Annotated in this window: 22 protein-coding genes, 1 pseudogene and 1 other annotated feature; of the genes and pseudogenes, 4 read left to right on the top strand and 19 right to left on the bottom strand. The window is 36.6% G+C overall.

The window, feature by feature from the left end; all coding sequences use genetic code 11:
* Positions 1–28 precede the first annotated feature (28 nt).
* On the top strand, positions 29–472 hold the full coding sequence (locus ABH961_RS10305) for a branched-chain amino acid ABC transporter substrate-binding protein (protein WP_081257175.1): 444 nt from the start codon (positions 29–31) through the stop codon (positions 470–472).
* 33 nt (positions 473–505) lie between these two features.
* On the opposite strand, the gene ABH961_RS10300 is transcribed toward ABH961_RS10305, so the two are convergent.
* The 5 genes and pseudogenes from ABH961_RS10300 to nadB all read right to left on the bottom strand — a co-directional run bounded on the left by ABH961_RS10300 (position 506) and on the right by nadB (position 7,031).
* Positions 506–1,162: a YhcN/YlaJ family sporulation lipoprotein gene (locus tag ABH961_RS10300; protein WP_048541394.1), complete on the bottom strand. Its 657-nt coding sequence runs from the start codon at positions 1,160–1,162 to the stop codon at positions 506–508.
* 1,966 nt (positions 1,163–3,128) lie between these two features.
* A pseudogene (safA, locus tag ABH961_RS10295) lies at positions 3,129–3,285 on the bottom strand (SafA/ExsA family spore coat assembly protein); the annotation flags it as partial.
* Between the two features lie 226 nt (positions 3,286–3,511).
* Positions 3,512–4,618 (bottom strand): quinolinate synthase NadA, encoded by a 1,107-nt coding sequence (gene nadA, locus ABH961_RS10290; protein WP_098079541.1) that lies wholly within the window; start codon positions 4,616–4,618, stop codon positions 3,512–3,514.
* Positions 4,619–4,648: 30 nt separating this feature from the next.
* Entirely contained in the window at positions 4,649–5,482 is an 834-nt protein-coding gene (gene nadC, locus ABH961_RS10285) for a carboxylating nicotinate-nucleotide diphosphorylase (protein ID WP_048541389.1), read from the bottom strand.
* A gap of 19 nt (positions 5,483–5,501) precedes the next feature.
* A complete protein-coding gene (gene nadB, locus ABH961_RS10280) occupies positions 5,502–7,031 on the bottom strand; it encodes an L-aspartate oxidase (RefSeq protein ID WP_098079539.1) in 1,530 nt (509 codons plus the stop codon).
* A gap of 151 nt (positions 7,032–7,182) precedes the next feature.
* Between nadB and ABH961_RS10275 the strand changes: the two genes are divergently transcribed.
* From ABH961_RS10275 to ABH961_RS10265, 3 genes are all read left to right on the top strand, one after another.
* Complete coding sequence (locus ABH961_RS10275) at positions 7,183–8,325, top strand: IscS subfamily cysteine desulfurase (protein WP_088064471.1); 1,143 nt, start codon at positions 7,183–7,185, stop codon at positions 8,323–8,325.
* Positions 8,325–8,867, top strand: a complete 543-nt coding sequence (locus ABH961_RS10270; protein ID WP_000812272.1) for a transcription repressor NadR — start codon at positions 8,325–8,327, stop codon at positions 8,865–8,867. Before ABH961_RS10275 ends, ABH961_RS10270 begins: the two co-directional genes overlap by 1 nt.
* Before the next feature lie 83 nt (positions 8,868–8,950).
* A complete protein-coding gene (locus tag ABH961_RS10265; RefSeq protein ID WP_048541383.1) occupies positions 8,951–9,598 on the top strand; it encodes an MOSC domain-containing protein in 648 nt (215 codons plus the stop codon).
* A 112-nt stretch (positions 9,599–9,710) separates the two neighbouring features.
* Here the strand turns inward: ABH961_RS10265 and pheA are convergent, their stop codons facing one another.
* The 14 genes from pheA to spoIVFA form a co-directional block, all read right to left on the bottom strand.
* Positions 9,711–10,562 carry a prephenate dehydratase gene (pheA, locus tag ABH961_RS10260; RefSeq protein ID WP_048541381.1) on the bottom strand — a complete coding sequence of 284 codons (852 nt, stop codon included), beginning with the start codon at positions 10,560–10,562 and terminating at the stop codon, positions 9,711–9,713.
* Between the two features lie 96 nt (positions 10,563–10,658).
* Positions 10,659–12,569, bottom strand: coding sequence for an ABC transporter permease (locus ABH961_RS10255; protein ID WP_048541379.1), 1,911 nt, complete (start codon positions 12,567–12,569; stop codon positions 10,659–10,661).
* A 49-nt stretch (positions 12,570–12,618) separates the two neighbouring features.
* Positions 12,619–14,541, bottom strand: a complete 1,923-nt coding sequence (locus ABH961_RS10250; RefSeq protein ID WP_404519367.1) for an ABC transporter permease — start codon at positions 14,539–14,541, stop codon at positions 12,619–12,621.
* A complete protein-coding gene (locus ABH961_RS10245; protein ID WP_404519365.1) occupies positions 14,516–15,292 on the bottom strand; it encodes an ABC transporter ATP-binding protein in 777 nt (258 codons plus the stop codon). Before ABH961_RS10245 ends, ABH961_RS10250 begins: the two co-directional genes overlap by 26 nt.
* A gap of 93 nt (positions 15,293–15,385) precedes the next feature.
* Complete coding sequence (locus ABH961_RS10240) at positions 15,386–16,468, bottom strand: HAMP domain-containing histidine kinase (protein ID WP_404519363.1); 1,083 nt, start codon at positions 16,466–16,468, stop codon at positions 15,386–15,388.
* Entirely contained in the window at positions 16,458–17,165 is a 708-nt protein-coding gene (locus tag ABH961_RS10235) for a response regulator transcription factor (RefSeq protein ID WP_000276710.1), read from the bottom strand. The genes ABH961_RS10240 and ABH961_RS10235 overlap by 11 nt, the downstream gene beginning before the upstream one ends.
* Positions 17,166–17,302: 137 nt before the next feature.
* Complete coding sequence (gene obgE, locus ABH961_RS10230) at positions 17,303–18,586, bottom strand: GTPase ObgE (RefSeq protein WP_000497119.1); 1,284 nt, start codon at positions 18,584–18,586, stop codon at positions 17,303–17,305.
* The gene (locus tag ABH961_RS10225) at positions 18,586–19,134 is read right to left on the bottom strand and encodes a Spo0B C-terminal domain-containing protein (protein ID WP_404519360.1); all 549 of its coding nucleotides are present in this window, start codon (positions 19,132–19,134) and stop codon (positions 18,586–18,588) included. The genes obgE and ABH961_RS10225 overlap by 1 nt, the downstream gene beginning before the upstream one ends.
* Before the next feature lie 63 nt (positions 19,135–19,197).
* Positions 19,198–19,488 carry a 50S ribosomal protein L27 gene (rpmA, locus tag ABH961_RS10220; protein ID WP_000944957.1) on the bottom strand — a complete coding sequence of 97 codons (291 nt, stop codon included), beginning with the start codon at positions 19,486–19,488 and terminating at the stop codon, positions 19,198–19,200.
* A 3-nt stretch (positions 19,489–19,491) separates the two neighbouring features.
* On the bottom strand, positions 19,492–19,836 hold the full coding sequence (locus tag ABH961_RS10215; RefSeq protein WP_001973720.1) for a ribosomal-processing cysteine protease Prp: 345 nt from the start codon (positions 19,834–19,836) through the stop codon (positions 19,492–19,494).
* Between the two features lie 11 nt (positions 19,837–19,847).
* Positions 19,848–20,156 carry a 50S ribosomal protein L21 gene (gene rplU, locus ABH961_RS10210; RefSeq protein ID WP_000270907.1) on the bottom strand — a complete coding sequence of 103 codons (309 nt, stop codon included), beginning with the start codon at positions 20,154–20,156 and terminating at the stop codon, positions 19,848–19,850.
* Positions 20,157–20,170: 14 nt separating this feature from the next.
* Positions 20,171–20,248: a sequence feature (ribosomal protein L21 leader region), on the bottom strand.
* A gap of 77 nt (positions 20,249–20,325) precedes the next feature.
* Positions 20,326–21,714, bottom strand: a complete 1,389-nt coding sequence (locus tag ABH961_RS10205; RefSeq protein ID WP_404519358.1) for an Rne/Rng family ribonuclease — start codon at positions 21,712–21,714, stop codon at positions 20,326–20,328.
* Positions 21,715–21,781: 67 nt separating this feature from the next.
* Entirely contained in the window at positions 21,782–22,642 is an 861-nt protein-coding gene (gene spoIVFB / locus ABH961_RS10200) for a stage IV sporulation intramembrane metalloprotease SpoIVFB (protein WP_000599080.1), read from the bottom strand.
* Positions 22,635–23,381, bottom strand: coding sequence for a stage IV sporulation protein SpoIVFA (spoIVFA, locus tag ABH961_RS10195; protein WP_048541370.1), 747 nt, complete (start codon positions 23,379–23,381; stop codon positions 22,635–22,637). The genes spoIVFB and spoIVFA overlap by 8 nt, the downstream gene beginning before the upstream one ends.
* Between the last annotated feature and the right edge of the window lie 75 nt (positions 23,382–23,456).

Below are 23,456 nucleotides of genomic sequence, written 5' to 3'. Positions count from 1 at the left end.
ATAACAGCGAAATCATAATAAACAGGAGATGGATATTGTGAAAAAAATAAAGGATGAACGTCTCATTCTGAAAACATTAAAAAACATACGTATTGCCTTTCTTTTTCAATCGCTTGGTATAATTGGCATTTTAGGATATATCGGATTCACTGAAGGAATGGATCAAATTACGAAATCTCCATTATGGTTATTATTTATCCTTACAAGTATTGTACTTAGTTATTTACAGTTAAGCGTTTCTATCGATGTAGAAGAAGGCGAAAAGGATATAAAGTTAACTCCTTATTACAAAATTATTTTACGCTCTCTTATTGTAGGAACTATTATAGCCATTATTTATATTATTTTCAGTCCAGAAAGACCTCTCTTTGAGGCTATTCTAACAGGTAGTATTTTCTTTATATGTTTTTTAATTTCTTATTCCATTAGTTATTTCATTAAAAAACGTCGTTTACAAGACAATGATGAATAAAGAGGAAGGGCTCCCCCTTCCTCTTTTATTTTGCTATCGCATAGTACCAGTAGTACCAGTTAAACCGTAACGAATGTCTCGGAACATATTCCCTATATCACGATTAAAATCGTTTGTAACTGTACCATTACGTAGGCGTGTACTCATTGCATCGACACGAGTAAACATGTCATTTCTTACAGAAACATATACATTTCTGTTTCCAACTTCATTTGCAACGGCTTGACGAACTTCGTTTGCAAGTGCCGTTTCATTCGATACTGGATTACGCGGTTTTACCGCAATCGCCACATCGTTTCCATATACAACTGTAGACACGCGGTCTACGTTATTCATACGCTTTACACGATTTGTTATTTTTTCTGCTGTTTTACCATCATTGTTAATGTATGAATTGTTCATTGTAATATTACGTGTTGGATGCGGGTTAGCAATTTGACCGTTGTAATTTACATCACGGTAATAATTGTTATATCCTGTATCGTTACGACCATTTCTATATGTTACATAATCTGTATAACGATCATTACGCGTTACATTATCACGGTACTGGTGTGTATCGTTATAAGATGTACGCTCGTAATTGTAGTTACGTCCATCCATTGCATTGTTATCTTTTGGTGTACCACATGCAGCTAATGCACTGGTAACTAACAAAGAAGCAGCAATCACTTTTACTTTCGTATTCAATACAAAAACCCCCTCTGTTAGAATGAGCTTCTCTTCTGAAAAGCTCCCTCTTATGATGAGTAACAGAGAAGGTTTTTACACTGTTAATATTTCACTGGGGATTTTCTAACATTTGATGTAAATCTTCCATTTTCAGAACGACTCTACATAAAAAAAAGGCGGGAATAATCCCACCTTTTTTAAACTTCCTCTTCGTCCTCTTCTTCTGAAACTGGATCTCCAAATACATTTGGTGGATCTGGTTGATAATACATCGTTCCTGGCTGTGGCGCATATGCCGATTGAGTTGGTTGATAATATAAAGGATTTGCGTATTGCGGTCCTCCGGGTTGAGGACTATATAACCTACTCTCTCCTCCGCATCCACAATCTTCCTCACCTTGTACGAGCGGCGGCATATTATTATCCATTGGCATCATATTTGGATTCGGCATAGACGTATATTGCGGTCCAAACGGTGCTCCTTGCTGATATGGCATTTGATACGGATTTTGTTGTTGATAATACGGATTAGGCGGCATCATAGGCTGTTGGTATGGCATTTGATATGGCATCATATTCGGTGGTTGATTATTATCCATTATCGGCATCATATTTGGCATTTGATTATTATCCATTATCGGCATCATATTCGGCATTTGATTGTTATCCATGATTGGCATCATATTTGGCATTTGATTATTATCCATGACTGGCATCATGTTTGGCATTTGATTATTATCCATGATTGGCATCATGTTTGGCATTTGGTTGTTATCCATTATCGGCATCATATTTGGCATTTGGTTGTTATCCATTATCGGCATCATGTTTGGCATTTGGTTGTTATCCATGATTGGCATCGTATTTGGCATTTGGTTGTTATCCATGATTGGCATCGTATTTGGTGGTTGATTATTATCCAACATTGGCATGATGTTTGGTATTGGGTTATTATCCATGATTGGCATCATATTTGGTGGTTGATTATTATCCAACATTGGCATGATGTTTGGTGGCTGATTGTTATCCAACATTGGCATGATGTTTGGTACTTGAATATTTGGCGGTATTACTTGCGGAATGACTACATTCTCTTTCGATACATTTGGTGACACTATATTTCCTACATTTTCTTTCTTTACTTGTGGTGATACTATGTTTCCTATATTTTCTTTCTTTACTTGTGGTGATACTATGTTTCCTACATTTTCTTTCTTTACTTGTGGTGATACTATGTTTCCTATATTTTCTTTCTTTACTTGTGGTGACACGATATTCCCTACATTTTCTTTCTTCACTTGCGGTGACACGATATTCCCTACATTTTCTTTCTTCACTTGCGGTGACACGATATTCCCTACATTTTCTTTCTTTACTTGCGGTGACACGATATTATCTTTTTTCGTTTGCGGAGAAATGATGTTATTAGGTTTCATTTTAGTAATTTGAGGAGCAATTAACTCGCTTCCTTTTTTAATTACATCTGAAATTTTATATTCTTTTTTTGCTTTTATTGGTGGTTGCGGCGGCTGTGGTAATACATTTATCGAAAACTTCGTGTTTTCTTTTTCTGCTGGTTTTTGTTTTTCTATAACAGGTGGTTTTTGAATAACAGATGGTTTTTCAACTGGTTTTTCCATTTGAATTGGCTTTTCTTTTTGCACCTCTTTTTGTGGCTTTACCTGTACTTCTTTTTGCTGTTTCACTTGCACTTCCTTCTGTGGTTTTACCTGTACTTCTTTTTGTGGTTTTACTTGCACTTCCTTCTGTGGTTTTACCTGTACTTCTTTTTGTGGTTTTACTTGCACTTCTTTTTGTGTTTGTTGCATAGCAGGTTGCTGTGTAATTGGCGCTGATTGATACGTAACTTCTTCCTCATCCTCTATTCCAAGCGGAGTTGGCGTTGCTGCAAATTCTTTTTGTTGTACTTCTTTTACGTATTGTTTTGGAGGTGATGAACCTGCTCCAGCATGTTGTTTCACGTGAACGCTGTTTGATGGTACTTTAATTTTCATACCTGGCATGATTAAATCTGGATTACTAAGTTGTGTATTTGTATTTTTCAACGTATCAAAATCCACTCCGTACTTTTTCGCAATTTTCCAAAGGGTATCCCCTTTTTGCACGATATGAATTTTCAAATTTTCCCCCTCCTGTATAACTTATCTATAAGTAACAAATCTCATGAAGTAACACCTTCTAAATAACATGAACTTCTTTTCACTTTTAACACTTCTTCTATTTCCAATATAGTTCGAAGTGGAATAAGTATAAAAAAATCGCAATGATTTCTTCAAAACAATGTATGCCCATTTCGTTCTCGTTATGATTATATGCATGAAAAAAAGCAACAGAAATACCGTTGCTTTACACACGCTCTAACATACGATTTAATGCAAGAACCGCTTCTTCAGTCACTTGTTTATCTACGCTAATAACGTTAATTTCTTCTCCTCTTTCTACCGTTTCAAGCACCCATAATAAGTGCGGCAGATCAATTCGGTTCATCGTTAAACACGGACACATAAATGGATTAAGTGAAACAATCTCTTTATCTGGATGTTGCTGAATAATTCGGTTCACTAAATTCATCTCTGTACCAATTGCCCATTTACTTCCAGGTGGCGCTGCTTCAATCATATCAATAATATATTTCGTTGATCCTGCGTAATCCGAAGCATCAACGACCTCATAACAACATTCTGGATGTACAATAATATTCATATCCGGATGATTTTTCCGTACATTCTCAATGTTTTTCACTGTAAAGTTTTGATGAACCGAACAATGCCCTTTCCATAAAATCACTTGAATTCCTTCTATATCTCCATCGTACTCTAATGAATCTGTATGTGGGTCCCATACTGCCATTTTATCTAATGGGATACCTAAATCGTATGCTGTATTTCTTCCTAAATGTTGATCCGGTAAAAAGACAAGACGCTCTTTTTGTGTAAATGCCCAAGACACCATTTGTTTTGCATTAGAAGAAGTTACTGTTGCTCCGCCATTACGACCACAAAACGCTTTAATTGCAGCTGTAGAGTTAACATATGTTAACGGAATCATCGTATCTCCAAATAATTTTGCGAGCTCTTTCCATGCCCTTTCTGTTTGTTCAATATCTGCCATATCTGCCATCGAACAACCTGCACGCATATCTGGCAAAATAACGATTTGATTATCTGTCGTTAACATATCTGCTGTTTCTGCCATAAAGTGTACACCGCAAAATACAATATATTTCGCTTCTTTATTGCTCGCTGCAACTTGTGCAAGCTGAAGTGAATCTCCTGCTGCATCAGAAAATTGTACCACTTCATCTTTTTGGTAATGATGTCCTGGAATAAATAATGTTCCCCCCATTTTTTCTTTAATTTCACGAACACGCTTTTCCATTTCTTCTGTTGTCATCGTGTAATAACGCTCTGGTAACATCGTTTCAATCGGTTGCACTTTTTCTAAAATACTCATATTCCTTTTTCCCCCTCTAAGCCACTTTCCTTACGCCTCAATATTGAAACTAATATCAAGTGCTTTCACTGAATGTGTTAACGCTCCAAGTGAAATATAATCGACCCCTGTTTTTCCATATTTCGATAAATCTTCAATTGTAATGCCTCCTGATGCTTCCGTAACGATGGCACTTGGTACAATCTTTGAAAACTCCCGGATCTCATCTGGCTTACGATTATCAAACATAATAATATCTGCACCAGCAGCTACAGCCTCTCTCACTTGCTCCTCCGTTTCTGTTTCCACTTCTACTTTCACCATATGTCCTAATTTTTCTTTCACCGATGTAACAGCTTTCGTAATAGAACCAGCAAAAGCAATATGATTGTCTTTAATCATGACACCGTCATATAAACCGAAACGGTGATTAAATCCGCCTCCGCACACAACTGCATACTTATCAAACATGCGTAGCCCTGGCATCGTTTTTCGCGTATCGCAAATACGTGTATGGCCGCTATCTAAAGCAAGAACAGCTTTATGTGTCATCGTAGCTATCCCGCTCATACGCTGGATAACGTTTAATATAACGCGCTCTGCCGTCAATAACGAAGCAATTGGTCCTTGCGCAGTTGCTATTATTTCGCCTTTTTCTACAAGATCTCCATCTTTTTTATGAAGCGCCACTTCAATTCTTTCATCAATTAATTTAAATCCTTCTTCAATTACTAAACGCCCCGCAAAGACACCTGTATCCTTCGCAAGAAACGTTCCTTTTGAAAGTAAATTGTCTGGAAAAATAAGCTGAGATGTTACATCTCTTTCTCCTATATCTTCTAGAAAAAATCGATTTAATGCTTCTTTCACTTTTATCGTGTTCATAGAGCCCCTCTTCCCTTCATCACACAAGTTGTAGTTTTCTTCTCACTCGAACGATCTCTTTTTTTACGCTATTTCTATCTGGATAGTCATTTCGATAATGGCCACCAATACTTTCTTCTCTTTGCAAAGCTGACACGACTATAAGCTCACAGGCTGTTAACATATTAATAAGTGTTATCTCTTCATTTGTAAGAGCATTATGTTGTAATATCATATTTCGAACACCGTACTTACTAAGCCATCTCTTTGCATAAGATAAACTTTGCTCTGTTCGTACAATCCCAACATATTTCATCATGCATTCTTGTATTTCTTCTTTCGCCGGCAAATGATTCAGAACGATAAACTTCTTTTCCTTCTCAGCCACGTTGTTCCAGCTTTCTTTTGTCGCTTTGGTTAAAATATGTTGTCCTATTCTTTTTCCAAACACAAGACCTTCTAATAATGAATTACTTGCTAATCTATTTGCTCCATGAACACCATTACAAGCTACTTCACCGACCGCATATAAATTTGGAATGGACGTCTCTCCATCACAGTTCGTTTTCACGCCGCCCATATGAAAATGAGCACCGGGTACGACTGGAATGCGTTTTTCATTTATATCGACACCATTCTTTTTACACAATGATGATACAGTCGGAAAACGTTCTTCGAAATTTTGGATAGACTCGATATTTACATACACTTGTTCACCCGCCAAAAGCTGCTCATGAATCGCTCTTGCTACTACATCACGTGGTGCGAGATCGTGATCAGGGTGTATATTCATCATAAAACGCTGCCCTTTTCCATTCATAAGGATAGCTCCTTCACCACGGACAGCTTCAGAGACGAGGCCGCAGCATCGCCCGTTCGCGTATAACATTGTTGGATGAAACTGTACAAACTCTAAATCTACGAGCTCCCCGCCTGCGCGGTACACCATCGCAAGTCCATCACCCGTAATTGTCTTATCGTTAGAAGTAAAGGCGTATAAACCGCCAATCCCACCTGTTGCTAACACCGTATAATCTGCAACGTAACGCTTCAACTTCCCTTCACTAGTTCTTGTTAAAACTCCAACACATTTATCATTTTCTATAATAAAATCGAGCACCATTTCCTGTTCCACTACCGTAACGTGCGGAGCTACTTCTTGAATGAAATGCTCTAATAAATTCTTTCCTGTTGCATCGCCACCTGCATGTAAAATACGACACTTTCGATGTGCGCCTTCTTTTCCAAGATGAGGACCCGTTTCATCTCCATCAAATTTCATTCCATTTTCAATGAGATTATTCATTTCTTTCGGTCCTTCCTCGACTAAATAACGGACCACATCTTCATTGTTATAATGACATCCTGCTACTAACGTATCTTCAAAATGATCATTTGGATTGTCATATGTTGCAACTGCTGCGGCAATTCCACCTTGCGCTAAATATGTATTATTATTACGATTTGTTTCCTTTGTGATAATAATCACATTCTTTTCGTGACAAATCTCTTTCGCAACACGAAGTGCCGCAACGCCACTTCCAATAATTAAGACATCTGCACTTGGCATAATTGTTGCCTCCTACTTTACACTTTTCAACTGTCTTGACACCTATATTTACATAGTTTTAAAATAATGACAAGAGTTTTTTATAATTCTTATTTTCACTACCATTTAAAAAATACAAGAAATGTAACTCTTACTAGGGAGAGGAACTTACATGATGATATATCTTGACTATGCAGCTACTACACCTATGAGTGAAGAAGCATTACACACATATATGAAAGCAGCATCGCAATACTTCGGAAATGAACAAAGTTTACATGATATTGGAGGAACAGCCTCTTCTTTATTACAAGTTTGCCGAAAAACATTTGCTGAAATGATTGGCGGAAAGGAACAAGGGGTATTCTTCACAAGCGGCGGCTCGGAATCCAACTACCTTGCGATTCAATCCCTTCTCAATGCTCGAAATAAGAAGCACATTATTACGACACCTATGGAACATGCATCCATTCGAAGTTATTTTCAATCCTTACAATCAGAAGGGTATACCATTACTGAAATTCCTGTTGATGAAGGTGGGCTAATTCATTTAGATGATTTAGAAACAGCCATTACAGAAAATACTGTTCTAGCAAGCATACAGCATGGAAACTCTGAAATCGGAACCGTTCAAAACATCACAGAGATCGGGGCACTTTTAAAAAAATATAACGTTTTATTTCATTCAGATTGTGTACAAACATTTGGTAAACTTCCTATCAATGTTTTTGAGATGGGAATTGATAGTCTCTCTGTTTCAGCACATAAAATATACGGACCAAAGGGTGTTGGCGCTTGCTATATAAATCCCCAAGTTCGCTGGGCACAAATATTTCCGGGAACTTCTCATGAAAAAGGATTTCGCCCAGGTACAGTAAACGTTCCTGGCATCGCATCTTTTTTAACAGCTGCTGAGAATATATTAAAAAATCAACAAGAAGAGAGCTTACGTTTTAAAGAGTTACGATCCTACTTTTTAAGACATTTACAAGCGCTTCCTCTAGAAATTCAAGTAGAAGGTCATTCTACTTCTTGTTTACCACATATTGTTGGGGTTACAATAAAAGGAATAGAAGGTCAATATACAATGCTAGAATGTAATCGCCATGGTATTGCCATTTCCACTGGAAGTGCTTGCCAAGTCGGTAAACAAGAACCTTCGAAAACAATGCTTGCAATTGGAAAAACGTATGAAGAGGCAAAACAATATGTTCGCTTCTCTTTCGGACAACAAACAACGAAAGATCAAATTGATACTACTATTCATGCACTACACACAATTGGAAATCAATTTTATAGAGGTGTTAAATCATAATGAAACAAAATGAACAAAAAAAGATTTTAGGTGAAGAAAGACGACAACTTATCCTTCAGTGGCTTCTCGCTGCAAATGAACCGTTATCTGGGAATGAACTATCGAAAAAGACAAATGTAAGTAGACAAGTTATCGTGCAAGATATTTCCTTGCTTAAAGCACGAAACGAACCAATTATTGCGACTGCTCAAGGGTATTTATATTTAAAACCACAAGAGAAACAACAAGCTTTCGAACGCGTAATTGTATGCCAACATAAACCAGCGGAAGTACGTCAAGAACTTACAATGCTTGTTGACCACGGCGTTACGATTAAAGATGTAAAAGTTGAGCATCCTGTATACGGTGACTTAACAGCGTCCATCATGGTAAGTAATCGCTTTGATGTAGAGCAATATTTACAAAAAATTGAAAACACGAATGCTTCCTATCTTTCGCAACTAACAGATGGTATTCACTTACATACAATTGAGGCAGATTCAAAAGAGAAATTAGACGCTGCTTGCGAGGCACTAGATAAAGCAGGATTTCTCGTTTATTAATTCATGTAAAGCACAGAGTTTTTATCATTCTCTGTGCTTTTTTAGTGATATAATATTGTAATCAATTGTAAAGGGGATCAAACATGGGAATTGAACTCGTTCACTTTAGCATTGGCAAACCAAAACAAATGAAATATAGCGAAGATAAAGAAATGATTACTGGTATATGTAAAGAACTTGCAGAAGAAGCTTTTCTCTCAAAAGATGGATTTCGTGGTGATGATGTGGCGGATTTAAAACACCACGGAGGACCTGACCGCGCAGTTTGTGTGTACCCACACGAACATTACGCACTATGGGAAGAAGAATTTCAAACTACGCTTCCAGCTTCCACATTTGGCGAAAACATTACCGTAACAAATATGTTAGAGCGTGATGTTTGCATCGGAGATACATATCAACTAGGTGAAGCAATCATTCAAGTGACACAAGCGAGAGTACCTTGTAGCACAATTTCAAAACGCCTTGGTATTCCTGGCATACTGCCGCGCATTGTAGCAACTGGATTTACTGGTTATCTATGTCGCGTTCTTCAAGAAGGTACTGTACGTAAAGATTCTAAAATTACATTACTAGAACGTCAACCGCGCAATGTTTCTGTATTGTTCTCTAACGAAATTTATTTTCATAATAGAAAAGATAAAGATGGCATCGAAAAGATTCTTGCTGTTCCAGAACTAGCCGATATTTGGCGTGGGCAGTTAGAGGATCGTCTTGCGAAGTTAAAATAAATAGAATCTCACCATTTATAGGTGGGATTCTATTTATCTATCACAAAATGTATTATCTGATGAAATTATACCAGCGATTAGAAGGGAAATGTCGACAGTTCATCCACCTCTCTTACAACCAATAAGAAGAATAACTCCCAAGCACAGTCACAGAAAAGCCGAGTGCTTCAAGTTCCATCGTTACGCCTGGTAATAATACATCATCGTATGCTTTATCGACATCGATTAAGAAAAAGTAATTTCCAAGACCTGTTTTCATCGGACGCGATTCGATTTTTGATAAGTTTAATTTTCTCCATGCGAAAGCTGATAACACTTGATATAGCGCCCCTGCATAATCAGCAGGTAACGTTATCATAAGCGTCGTTTTCTCTCCTCGGTTTTCTCCGTTATCCGGGAGTATTGCTCTCTTTTTCTTATGGAGAACGAGGAAGCGTGTATGATTATTTTTATGCGTATGAATGCTACTTCTTACGATCGTTAATCCGTATTTTTCTGCGGCTGCTTCATTTGCAATGGCAGCGATTTTTTCTTCAGGGTGTTCTTTCACATATTGCGCAGCGGCACTTGTTGATGTCATATCTCGGACGGTTACCCCTTTTAATTCTTCATTTAAAAACTTATGACATTGTGCAATAGCGTGCGGATGAGAATGCACTGCATATACTTCTTCCCACACTTCTGCATACTGCGGATGTACAAGTAAATGTTGCTGAATCGGTACTGTAATTTCTCCTACAATGGAGAGCGGCTGCTCATGTACAAGATAATCAACCGTTATATTCACTGAACCTTCTATGGCATTTTCTAACGGTACAACTGCGAAGTCTACATTTCCATTTGCAGCTGCATCAATACAGTCTGGAATCGTGCGATACGGTACATGCTCTGCTTCCGGAAAAAAACGACTCACCGCCATATTTGTAAATGTTGCTTCCGGTCCTAAATATCCTACTCGAATCATCGTCTTTTCCCCTCTTTTTCGTTTTCTTACTGTTATACCATACTTTTTTATATTCTTCTATGTAAATTTCGAATATTTAAAAAAGACTAGCATTCGCTAGTCTAAATGTTTCCTATATTCTCTTTGAGCGAAAAAGAAATAAACGATGCATGCAGCGATATAACACAGAATAAACAAGCCTACTTTTCTTAATGAACCATCCATAAAGATCGTATTATGAAACGTATATAGCGCAACTGCACTATGCATACTTCCTACTATAATTGGCGTAAAAAATAGCATACACAATTGCCAACGGGAAATTTTCCACACTTCTTCTTTCGTCATTCCAAGCTTAGAGAGCGCCCCGTACCCTTTACGATCCGATGAAATGTTATGAAACCATTTAAAATATACGATGCTACATGAAGTAAGAAAGAATAATATACTAATAAATGAGCCTAAAAATAGAGTAATATCGCCGCCTTCTTTCATATTTACATATAACTCCATATTGCTTCGAAATGCATTATTATCTTGTTTCATATGTTTCCGTAAATCTTCATTTAATTTCTTCGTATTTTCGATATTTGGTAATGTATAGCCTCTATATATCATTTTTTCAGAATCAGGAACCTGATTTGCTATACTGTCAAAGTCTTCATCATGCATGACGAAGAACAGACCATTAATGTGCGAAGGATGATGGTTAAATTGAACTCCTTCCTTCTGACCGTTAAATACGAATGAATATGTTTGATTTATTACTTGTAGTTGGATTTCTTTTTGATCATACATATACGGATAATTGTATTTACTATAATAAACGAGTGTAACTGTTCCTTTTTTAGGATGATACGTTTTCTGTTTTTGTTTTCTTGCCTCTTGATTGTATTCACTTTCTTTAATGAGCGGCGCTACTTCTGTTTCTCCCTTATTGGACTGAAAAGATGCATACACTCCAACAAAACTCATAGTTTGAAAATCATTATACCCATATTGATGCAATAATTGTTCAACCGCACCTTCCGCAAAGACTTCATGAGAAGAAGTACCTTTTTCTATGTAAGAAAATGAGTGTACTCCCCCGCCCCGCCACATATCTTGCATACCAGAAAAATATAAAAATACCGTACCTGTTGCCGTAACTACAAACGTCGTTGCCATTGACATTAGAAAGAAAAAACGACCATTTTCCTTCATTCGATGTGACAATTGATTCACTATAAATAAATACGGGTATGTATACATAATCTTTTTATTTCGTTTTATCATTTCTAATATTTGAGCAGTGCCGTGTGTAAAAGAAAAATACGTTCCGAAAAAGACAAGTATAGACACAGGGAAAAAATAGAATGCTATCGTTGTCACCGTCGCTTGTAACGCTAACGCATATCCTATCCCTAAACAAATAAAGCCGAATATACAAAGCCACATTGATGTTTTCTTCTCTTTTTTATCTGCTCGAAATTCTTTCAATAACCGAATGATTTTTATATTCCATATTCGTAAAGCACTTATAAAAGATAAAACAACAAATACGAACATATACGTAATAAACGTTCCCCCAATTGCTCTCACATCAAATATGACAGGGAGTTCTTTCGGAAGCCCCAATAACATACTAAACACCATGAAAAAGAGCTTTAAGAAGATCATACCAAGCCCAATACCGAAAATATTAGCAAATACCCCGATCAATATTTGCTCGGTCATAATCACTCCTATTACGTTAGATTTCGTTGCTCCCATTAACATATATAATCCTAATTCTTTCTTACGTGCCTCTATGAAAATAGAAGTAGCGTACAAAATAAATATGACGAAAAAAGAAATAATTATAACATTACATATGATAAGTCCCCAGCGTACGTTTTGATACCACATCGTCTCTTGCATATACGGATGTACAATGACAGACATGTATGCAAAAGACGCAAATATCGCAAAACAACTACTTAAGAAAAACACTTTATAATTACGCCAATTTCCTTTTATATTTTGCAGCGCTAGTTGCCGAATGTTCATCTATCGTCCCCCTATAACTTACTACATAGGCAAAAAGCTAGAGGTTTCTCTAGCTTTGCACGTGTTTCAAATATCCCCTTTGCGCGATCATAAAGTAAATCGCAGAAGCTACAATGTATGCTCCAATTACAATCGCACCTGATTTCCATAAATCAATATAAAGCATTTTCCCTAACGTATGAAGAGCAAATCCACTATGAATTGCACCGATCAAAATTGGGATAAAGAAGATAACGCCCATTTGTCGAATCGCAATTTTACGAATTTCTTTATCTGTCATACCGATTCTCTTTAACGATTTAAATTGAATACGATCTTGTTCTTTATCGTTAAACCATTTAAAGTATGTCATACTACAAGCGAAAAAGAAGAACAGTACAGCTACGAAGAAACCGATAAACATCGTAATTGCTCCTGATTCCCTTATATTTTTATAAGCAAACACCGAGTTATTTAATTCCCCTTGCTTATCTGGTGCAATTTCCTTTTTCAAATCTAACACAAGGTCTTCCGTACTTTTCCAGTCTTCTATATAATAACCGTAATATTTCGTCTTTTCTTCATCTGGTACGAGCTTTGCGTATTTCTCAAAATCTTGATCATTCACAATGAGATATTCACTATCATTAAAAACAGAAAATGAAGTTGGATCATTTAATTGAACAGACTGCGTTTGTCCGTTAATTTTAATTTCATACGGTTTCGTACGATCTATCTTCATCATATCGTTCGCCATATCCATTACGACCATCGTTGCACTACCTGGTGCATTATGAACTTCTCTAACTTGCTCTCTCTTTTGTTTACGTACTTCAGCATTATATTCTTTTTCTGAAACAATCGCCATCGGTACTTCATGTTCACTGTTAAACATCGTGATTTTTTGAGTTCCAGGAAGTTTTACGTACATTACTTCTCGCGCTTCTTCAAATCCGTGTTTTTTTATTAATTCTTTTGCCTTTTCTTCTTTTATGACATTATGCGTATTTATTCCCTTTTCCTCATACGAAATAGCATGCGGGGTACTAGTTACTGCCTTATAACTCATATCCTCAAAAAATACGTACAGTGTACCAACTGCTGAAGATACAACGGCCGTAATGATAGAAATTACAAATAGAAAACGAGCATTATCTTTCATTTTATAAATAAGATTGCTAAGTACGAACATATTTGGATATGTATAAAAAGATCTTTTTCTTTTTTGCAATGCTTTTAATACGACTGTACTACCTTGTGTAAACAGTAAATAAGTTCCGCCTATCGTCAGCCCTACAATCGGTAAAAACAGAATGATAAAATTCATAAATGTCACTTGGAAGCTCAGTACATATGCAACAATAATACATCCTATACCAACTACACATAACGATGTAAATGCAAAAGGTTCTACTTTTTGTTTTCTTGCTTCTCTTAATAAATCAATAATTTGCAAGCGCCCTACTGTCCAAACACTAAACAATGATAAGATTAAAAATAGAATAAAGTATACACCTGCTGTAATCAAAACTGCTTTACTATTCCATACGAGTGGAAGTGTTTTATCTATTTTCAATATTACGCTTAATGCTTGGAAAAATAACTTTGAACAAAGCATGCCAAGCCCAATACCTACTACAATTGCAATGCTACCTAACATAAGCTGTTCTAATATAATCATTCGGCCAAGTTGAGATTTTGTTCCACCTATTAATGTTAATAGACCAAACTCTTTTTTTCTCGCTCGTAAAAATGTTGAATTTGCATATAAAATAAAGAGTGCTGAGAAGATGACTACAATATAATTCATCGATTCTAGCCCTTTTGAGATCATCTCCCTCATACTAATATTACCACTTACGACATCTGGATGATAAATAAAGGAAGCATACATGAAAAATACGACAATCGATAAACAGCTACTAATAAGGAAAGCTTTATAATTACGCCAATTTCCTTTTACGTTATTAAGCGCGAGCTGGCGAAAGTTCATGATATTCTCCTCCTAGCACCGCAAGTACGTCCAGAATTTCTTGGAAAAAGGCTTGTTTCGTTCTTCCTTTATGTATTTCCGAGAAAATTTCTCCGTCGCGAATGAAAAGAATACGTTCACAATAACTCGCCGCCACTGGATCATGCGTTACCATTGCAATTGTCACTTTCTTTTGTTCATGTAAATCTTGCAACGCACTCATTAATGATTTTGCTGACTTCGAATCTAAGTTTCCAGTTGGCTCATCCGCTAAAATTAGCGTAGGTTCATGAATGATCGCTCTCGCTGCTGCTGCACGTTGTTGTTGTCCGCCTGACACTTCATATACTTTTTTATTTAAAATTTCTTCGATGTTTAAAAACTTTGCAATCTCAAGCACTTTCGCATCGATTTCATTTACAGATTTCTTCGCCATTACAAGTGGTAAAATGATATTTTCTTTAATCGATAACGTATCAAGTAAGTTAAAATCCTGGAAGATGAATCCTAAATGTGTACGACGAAACTCCGCTAATTTTGCAGCACGCATTTGATTAATTTCTTCACCATTTACAAGCACATGACCTGAAGTTTGCTTATCAATTGTTGCTAATAAGTTTAAAAGCGTTGTTTTCCCGCTCCCTGAAGGCCCCATAATTCCTACAAATTCGCCTTCTTCTATTTTAAAATTTATATCGTTTAAAGCAGTCGTCGCTACTGAACCTTTTGATTGGTACACTTTTGTTAATCCTTTTACTTCAAGAACACTCATTTCTAGTCCCCCTATGTGTTTTCTTCTTACACTTACTATAAGAAAAATAAGAAAAAGAAACGAGTGATTTCCCTTACAAAACGTTTTGTTATCTTACAGTTTTGTCATTTTTCTCATTAATGTATGATATTCTTCATCTTTTGCAAATTGGAACGTGAATGTTGTCCCTTCCCCTTCAGCCGATTGCACATACATTCCATGATGTAAATTATCGCAAATTTCCTTCGTAATATATAAACCCATTCCAGTCGCTTCTCTCGTTTTACGGCCATTTATCCCCGTAAAAAATGGATCAAATATACGCTTTACATCTTGCTCTGGAATACCGATTCCATTGTCCATAATATGTAGTAACACTTTTTGATCTTTCTCTTCAATTTGAAATTGGATTTCCTTTTTCTCTACTTCTGAAATTTTCGTATACTTAATTGCATTTACAACAATTTGACCTATAGCAATACTGAGCCATTTTCTATCAGATGCAACCATACAAGTATCTTCCTCAAACATCACTTTCGGAAATACAGACGATTGAATGAAAGATTTTCTATTTTCATTAATAATACCCCTAATGATATCTATCACATTTACTACTTCTACTTTATAATCTTTCGCAAACTGCTCTAACCTTGCCATATGTAACGCTAAATCTAAACCATTTAGTATGCGGTTATTTTCTTCACGAATACTTTCAACTGTTGCTCTTGCTTCACGATGCTCTTTACCAAACTTTTGTAATAGCAATTCTATAACCGATACTGGTGTTTTCATTTGATGAATCCATTGGTTCATAAATATCATTTGCTGTTGTTCTTTCGCATATTGTTTATGAACTTCATTCATATATTGCTGTCTTAATAGCGTAAACGATTCAACAACCATCTCTTGCTCTGACGTATAAGAAGTATCAATAAGTAAAGAGTCGTGTAATGTATTTCCGCTAGCAACATATTTTTCGATTCTTTTTAAAAATACACTTCTTTTTCGATAATCGTAAATGAGGTATACAGTAAATACAACTGTCCCTAATAAAAGCCCATATAACCACGTACTCCAATCAATGGATCTTTTTTCTAAAAAACTTTGCAACTGCAAAACGAGCCCAAATAAACAAAGGCTAATAATATAAGAAAGAAGTAAAGAAAAACGGTCCATGAGGTAATTTTTAACCTTCATGCCCTTCGCCCCACTCTGTAAGAAGCGCATAACCATATCCGCGTTTCGTTACAATTGCATTTTGAATGCCTAGCTCCTCTAGTTTCTTCCTTACGCGTTTTACATTTACGGTTAATGTATTATCATCAACAAAAGCTACCTCGTCCCACAGGGCTTCTAACAGTTCTTCACGCGTTACATATTGATTTGCTTGTTTCATTAAACATTCTAATAAGTAAAATTCATTTTTTGTCAGCTCCGTTTGTTGCCCCTGCCACTCAACAATGTGCTGGGACGGAAATAACAACAGTCCATTTACACCTAAACAATCACTCTCAGCAACAGAGGCATACTCACCATAGCCACGGCGAAGTGCACTTTTCACCTTAGCCATTACAATATCTAAATGGAATGGCTTCGTAATGTAATCATCTCCGCCATTCTCGATCGCCATTACTTGATCCATTTCCCCTGTTCTTGCAGAAACAAAAATAATCGGTGCATTCGATACAGTACGAATTTGACGACACCAATAAAAACCATCAAAATATGGTAAATTAATATCCAGTAATACGAGATGAGGATTTATTTTCACGAACTCATCTTTTATATGACGTAAATCACTTGCTCTAAATGATTGATAGCCATACCTTTCTAAATGCTCCTCTAATATTCCCGCTATTTTTTCATCGTCTTCTACAATTAATATTTTATACATGTTCGTTTTCTCCCCATAAAAAATTCTTCCAAAGCTACTCCTTGTTCTATTATAAATTGAAAATTTAATTAGTGGGTATTTTTCCCTATATGAATCAGACATTTACAATAAAAAAAGACTGCCATATTTCGGCAGTCTTAATCGATAAATTCAAATTGATATTCAAGAATTTTTACAATATCTCCGTCTACTGCACCACGTGCACGAAGGGCTTCATCAATACCCATTCCACGCATTTGACGAGCAAATCGGCGTACAGATTCATCACGTGAGAAGTCTGTCATTTTGAATGTTTTCTCAATATCATAACCAGAAATAACAAATGTGCCATCACTTTCGCGTGTAATTTCAAAATTAGATTCAGATTCAAATTTGTACATTACACTTGCTTCAGATTCTTCTACATCATCGTACATTGGGAATTCTGGTGTTGTTTCTAATAAGTTCGCTACTTCAAATAGTAAGTCACGAACACCTTGTTTCGTTACAGCTGAGATTGGGAAAATTTTCACTTCGTCTCCCAATTTTTCTTTAAATGCTTGTAAGTTTTCTTCTGCACCTGGCATATCCATTTTGTTTGCAACAACAACTTGTGGACGCTCAGTTAAACGCATATTGTATTCTTTTAGTTCACTATTGATTGTTACATAATCTTCATATGGCTCACGGCCTTCTAAACCAGACATATCGATAACGTGCACGATTACACGTGTACGCTCAATATGACGTAAGAATTGGTGTCCAAGTCCGACGCCGGCATGTGCACCTTCAATTAGTCCAGGAAGGTCAGCCATAACGAAGCTGCGGTTATCACCAGTTTCAACAACACCAAGATTCGGAACGATTGTTGTAAAGTGATACTCTGCAATTTTCGGACGCGCTGATGATACAACAGATAATAATGTAGATTTACCTACACTTGGGAATCCAACAAGTCCAACATCTGCTAGCACTTTAAGTTCTAGCGTGACATCACGTTCTTGACCTGGTTCACCGTTCTCAGCGATTTCTGGCGCTGGGTTCGTCGGTGTTGCGAAACGTGAGTTACCACGACCACCGCGGCCACCCTTTGCGATTACAGCTGTTTGTCCATGCGTTACTAAATCGGCAAGAATTTCACCTGTTTTTTCATCTTTTACTATTGTTCCCGGTGGAACCTTTACGATTAAATCTTCAGATTTACGACCATGCTGACCTTTACTCATTCCATGCTGACCACGATCAGCTTTGAAATGACGTTGGTAGCGGAAGTCCATTAATGTACGTAAGCCTTCCTCAACAACAAAAACAACATCTGCACCTTTACCACCGTCGCCACCTGCTGGGCCACCTTTAGGTACATACTTCTCACGACGATACGCAACCATTCCGTTACCACCGTCGCCGCCTTTTACATATATCTTGACCTGATCTACAAACATTATTTCACCACACTTTTTTCGATTGGTTGTAATATAACTGAGACTTCTTCGTCTCGTACTGTATAAGAAATGGAATACCATTTATTGTTTTGGTTCGCAAGCCAATTCTGTAGTTCTTCTACACTCGTTAGCTTACCACGAAAATCAAAAAAGAAACGAGCATTCTCCGCGTCACATTCAATTGTGATACAAACATAATTTTCAACATATATGTCTAAACTATGCTGAAGTATTGAGAAAAATTGATTCGTCCATATACATACAGTCTCATCTAAGTGAGATAAGTTATGTAATTTCCCTAATACTTCGTACTCCAATAAGCACGGCTGCTGTTTCCAATTATATGTTAAAATCCACTCTGAAAATAAAGGCATTGATAGCCCTATCAGATTGGATTCTTGTCTCGCTTCTTGGACAAAACGATCGATGAGACTATGAATCTCTTCCACTTTTCCAAGGGAAAGGTTTCCTTTCACCATCTGCATACGATTGAGCCAATCATGTCTTGAATGACGCAATGCATCTATAATTGTCCATTTTTCATTCATTTAGATACCCCTTAATATAGAAAAACTCTAACCTGCACTCAGGTTAGAGTTTTCCGTGAGTTCTTATGCTTCTTGAGCAACAGGATATACGCTCACTTGTTTGCGGTCACGACCAAGACGCTCAAAGCGTACTACGCCGTCAACTTTCGCGTATAAAGTGTCATCGCCACCACGACCAACGTTAACACCTGGATAAATTTTTGTACCGCGTTGACGGTAAAGAATTGAACCACCTGAAACCGTTTGACCATCTGCGCGTTTAGCACCAAGACGTTTTGACTGAGAGTCACGACCGTTCTTTGTACTACCTACACCTTTCTTAGATGCGAAAAACTGAAGATCTAATCTTAACATACGTTACACCTCCTGCACTTTTTCTATTAAACGGATATACTTTCCGTAATCAAGTTCGATCGTCTTAAGCGAAACAACCAATCCTTCTAAAAGCGTTTGTGCTTTTTCTGCTGCATGAACGTCTAAATCATTAGGCAATTCATACGTTAAGAATCCGCCATCACTTCCGAGTTCAATAGTTGCCTGCACATTACAAAGTTCTTCCACTGCATTTATAGAACCAAACACAACCGCTGTAGTTCCAGCACAGACAAGATCTTGTCCATGTGGCGCATAATCGGCATGTCCAGTCATTTTAAATGATTGGATACTTCCTAATTTCGTGCGACTTATCGTAATTTTAATCATGTTAACCTGGATTAAGCGTTGATAGCTTCAACAACTAGCTTAGTGTAAGGTTGACGATGACCTTGTTTCTTACGATTGTTCTTTTTCGCTTTGTATTTGAAAACGATAATTTTCTTAGCGCGACCTTGTTTTTCAACTTTCGCAGTAACTGTTGCACCTTCTACAACTGGGCTACCAACTTTAACGTTTTCGCCACCAACGAAAAGAACTTTGTCAAAAGTAACAGTTTCACCAGCTTCAACATCTAATTTTTCAATGTAGATTGCTTGACCAGCTTCAACTTTAATTTGTTTTCCACCTGTTTCGATAATTGCGTACATACTTGCACCTCCTCTTAATTACTAAGACTCGCCAAAAACGAGGTAGACATAAATGTCTTTAGGGAACCTGTCTTGTGCGGTTGTAGCATATAGCCGTTTAGGTGCTATAAACTATAACATAAAGATGTTATCATGAATCATAGACGGTTGTCAATAAATGTTCTGCTAACTATTTTTTCCGTTCTACAATTTCTGTTTTACTTCCAAAACGAATAATTGCGTACTTTTCGATCATATCATCTTTGAAATAAATTTCAAATGGAATATTTTTTTGTAATTCTTTTTGCAAAAATTGTTTTTGCAACTTTTTAGGCGCAGCGATTAATACTGCCTCATCCTCTATATTTCCATATGTGATTAGCTCTCTCTCTAACTCATACGCAATTGTTTCATATGACATTACATACCCCGTCGCTTTGCAAGGTACACACTCTTCTAGTAATACGTCGCGTAAAGAATGTTTCTTACGTTTACGTGTCATCTCCAAAATCCCTAACTCTGTAAAACCGAGCACTCTTGTATATGTGCGATCATTTTGCATAGCAGCCACCAGACATTCTCTTACCTTTTCTTTATCTTCTCTTCTTTTCATATTAATAAAATCAATTAATATCATACCACCGATATCACGCAGTCTTAATTGACGTGCAATCTCTTCAGCTGCCACTTCATTTGTACGAAGGACTGTATCTTGTAAATTCTGTTTTCCAGTAAACTTGCCCGTATTCACATCAATTACAGTCATCGTCTCCATTTGTTCCACAATTAAATAAGCACCATTCGGGAGCCACACAATTTTTTGAAGTGCTTTCTCGATCTCACGCTCTATTCCAAAATGGTTAAACATTGAAGATCTTTCATTATAAAAAGATACTTTTTCTTTTCCGACCTTTTCTTCTAATTCTTTTACTATACTTCTTGTATCTACAACTACTTTTTCAATCGTTTCAATCGGATTCTCTTGGAATACACGATCTAAAAAGGTCGCCGGTCGATGAAGTAGTAACGGTGCCTTTCCTTGGCCCTCTTTTCTTTTTAGCTCTTCATATAACTGCTGTAAACTTTGCATTTCAGCTTGTATTTCTTCAATTTCTCCTTTTTCAGAAGCAGAGCGGAAAATATAACCTCCTGTCCCTTCTACCTCAATTTGGAGTAGCTGTTGCCTTCTTTTATTGTTTTTTATTTTCCGAGAAACCGCACGCATTTCATCATATGGCATATAAACGACATATTTCCCGGTAAATTCTACGTTCGCCGTCAATTTCGGCCCTTTCGTATCAATTGCCTCTTTCACAACTTGCACGAGTACTGCTTGCCCTTCATGTATACGATAAGAAGATGGTACATCATCGTATGAAAGGTACGCATGTTTTTCTAAACCGATGTTTACAAAAGCTGCGTTCATTCCAGCAATCGTTCTTACGATACGTCCAACATAAATATGCCCAACAATCTCTTGTTCTTCATTTCGTTTCCATAAAAACTCAACAATTTTTTTCTTCTCTTCAATTGCAACGCGTTTTTCCGATCCTGCATAGTTCATATATAACGTTTTCAAAATTCTTTCCTCACTTTATAATCTTCTTTGCTTTTACAATAATAAAAGGTTAGTGCTATCGTCAACACTAACCGATTAATTCTTCAACAGATGAAGTTGTTCGTTTTTCAGTAAAATACGCATAGAGTAATTCATTTTCATCCAATGTGTAATGTTCTTTATATTTTCCATGGACGATAATAGAGTGCTTATACCCTCTACGAAATTTTGTGAATATCTTATATAAATGATCTTCTGATTGCACTTCAATAGGTGCAATCTTTTCAATTCCTCTTTTGTTCCCATAATAACGTTCTAATAAAAAACGCATAAAGGCATACTGTCTTTGTTTCCACTCTTGATATAACGACACCGCTAAAAATATGAGTAGTACCCACATCATAATATTGTTACTATTCCAAAGTAACTGCCACACTAGTATTACACTAAAAAAAACACATGATAATTTCATCATCTTTTCATGTGCTTGTAAATAAGGAAAACGATATGATAATACGTTAAACAATACTTTTCCACCATCAAGCGGCCAAATAGGTAGTAAATTAAATGCTAAAATAATTATATTATTCCATATAAAGAAATAATATAAATCCGCACCCAGCCAACCAGCTTCAAAGACTATATAACCTACCACCATCATCCAAATATGTTGTATAGGCCCTGCAATTACAACAACAAGCTCCTCTTTCAATGACTTATTCCCATGCTCCTCAAGCTCAGCCACACCACCAAACGGTAAAAGTTGAATCTTTTTAATACGCCAATTGTAGTGTGCCGCCGCAAAGGCATGCCCAAGTTCATGGATAAGAACGATACAAAATAACAGTAGTAACTCTTTAAAACGTGCCGTAAAAATACCAATGACAATAATAACCCAAAACAACGGATGCACTGAAATCTTCGTTAAAACTTCTCTATATTTAATCAAATGAAATCACCTGAATCGGGTCAATAAATTTTTCATTCTTTTTTATCGCGAAATAAAACTTACCATTTTTATTATTCGCATCATTATTCACCGTTCCAATTTTTTGTTTCTTTGAAACGTAATCATATAATTTCACTGTCATGTCATTTAAATTCGCATACCACGATTCTGTTCCATCTGCATGCTGAATTTGAACCGTATTACCAAGTTCCTCTTTCTTGCCTGCAAAAACAACTAGCCCTTCATTCACTGACTCAACAGTTGCATTTATAGCTGTTTGAACAAATACACCTTGGCCATTTTTTTGAAACCCTTGCATCACCTTTCCAGAAGCAGGGATGGCATAATCTTTTTGCTGAATAGTTCCTTCTTTTTTCTCAGTAGGTGAATAAAATACGAGCGGTTTTCCAAACTGCTTTTCGTACCATTTTGCTACAGTAGCAAACTGAAATTCTTCTTTCATCACTTTTTCTGTAACAGCTTTAGCACCGTCGAAAGAAGAGGGTGCATTCTTATATAAAATAGCGACAGAAAGAACTAATATTGCTGATAACAAAAATTTGAAGAAAAATACTTCTTTTCGAAATAAAGGATGAATTTCCTTTTCTCCTTCTTCAATAAATACTGTTTCACTATCAAAATTCCCTCCAGCAAAATACTGCTCTTCCTCCATCCTTTCTTGCTCTGCCTTCCTTTTCGCAATCCGTTTTTTAATTTCTTCTACACGACTATTCTTCATACTGTCTCCTTTCTTTCGTTAAGCTAATTTAAATAGAAACAGTTGTATACAGTTTGTACATATGTATGAGCTAAG

Source organism: Bacillus sp. RC251, assembly GCF_044908765.1.
GTDB classification, from domain to species: Bacteria; Bacillota; Bacilli; order Bacillales; family Bacillaceae_G; genus Bacillus_A; species Bacillus_A wiedmannii.
This window is presented reverse-complemented; position numbering and strand designations above follow the sequence as displayed.

Bases quoted from the DNA above. Each gene is read 5' to 3' on its own strand.
- ABH961_RS10245 (WP_404519365.1), bottom strand. From the start codon at position 15,292: ATGAGTGTTCTTGAAGTAAAAGGATTAACAAAAGTGTACCAATCAAAA.
- nadC (WP_048541389.1), bottom strand. From the start codon at position 5,482: ATGAACACGATAAAAGTGAAAGAAGCATTAAATCGATTTTTTCTAGAA.
- ABH961_RS10250 (WP_404519367.1), bottom strand. From the start codon at position 14,541: ATGAACTTTCGCCAGCTCGCGCTTAATAACGTAAAAGGAAATTGGCGT.
- ABH961_RS10215 (WP_001973720.1), bottom strand. From the start codon at position 19,836: ATGATTAAAATTACGATAAGTCGCACGAAATTAGGAAGTATCCAATCA.
- ABH961_RS10275 (WP_088064471.1), top strand. From the start codon at position 7,183: ATGATGATATATCTTGACTATGCAGCTACTACACCTATGAGTGAAGAA.
- spoIVFA (WP_048541370.1), bottom strand. From the start codon at position 23,381: ATGAAGAATAGTCGTGTAGAAGAAATTAAAAAACGGATTGCGAAAAGG.
- ABH961_RS10240 (WP_404519363.1), bottom strand. From the start codon at position 16,468: ATGAAGGTTAAAAATTACCTCATGGACCGTTTTTCTTTACTTCTTTCT.
- obgE (WP_000497119.1), bottom strand. From the start codon at position 18,586: ATGTTTGTAGATCAGGTCAAGATATATGTAAAAGGCGGCGACGGTGGT.
- pheA (WP_048541381.1), bottom strand. From the start codon at position 10,562: ATGATTCGAGTAGGATATTTAGGACCGGAAGCAACATTTACAAATATG.
- ABH961_RS10265 (WP_048541383.1), top strand. From the start codon at position 8,951: ATGGGAATTGAACTCGTTCACTTTAGCATTGGCAAACCAAAACAAATG.
- rpmA (WP_000944957.1), bottom strand. From the start codon at position 19,488: ATGTTAAGATTAGATCTTCAGTTTTTCGCATCTAAGAAAGGTGTAGGT.
- ABH961_RS10270 (WP_000812272.1), top strand. From the start codon at position 8,325: ATGAAACAAAATGAACAAAAAAAGATTTTAGGTGAAGAAAGACGACAA.
- rplU (WP_000270907.1), bottom strand. From the start codon at position 20,156: ATGTACGCAATTATCGAAACAGGTGGAAAACAAATTAAAGTTGAAGCT.
- ABH961_RS10225 (WP_404519360.1), bottom strand. From the start codon at position 19,134: ATGAATGAAAAATGGACAATTATAGATGCATTGCGTCATTCAAGACAT.
- nadB (WP_098079539.1), bottom strand. From the start codon at position 7,031: ATGCCAAGTGCAGATGTCTTAATTATTGGAAGTGGCGTTGCGGCACTT.
- nadA (WP_098079541.1), bottom strand. From the start codon at position 4,618: ATGAGTATTTTAGAAAAAGTGCAACCGATTGAAACGATGTTACCAGAG.
- ABH961_RS10255 (WP_048541379.1), bottom strand. From the start codon at position 12,569: ATGAACATTCGGCAACTAGCGCTGCAAAATATAAAAGGAAATTGGCGT.
- ABH961_RS10305 (WP_081257175.1), top strand. From the start codon at position 29: ATGGATATTGTGAAAAAAATAAAGGATGAACGTCTCATTCTGAAAACA.
- ABH961_RS10235 (WP_000276710.1), bottom strand. From the start codon at position 17,165: ATGTATAAAATATTAATTGTAGAAGACGATGAAAAAATAGCGGGAATA.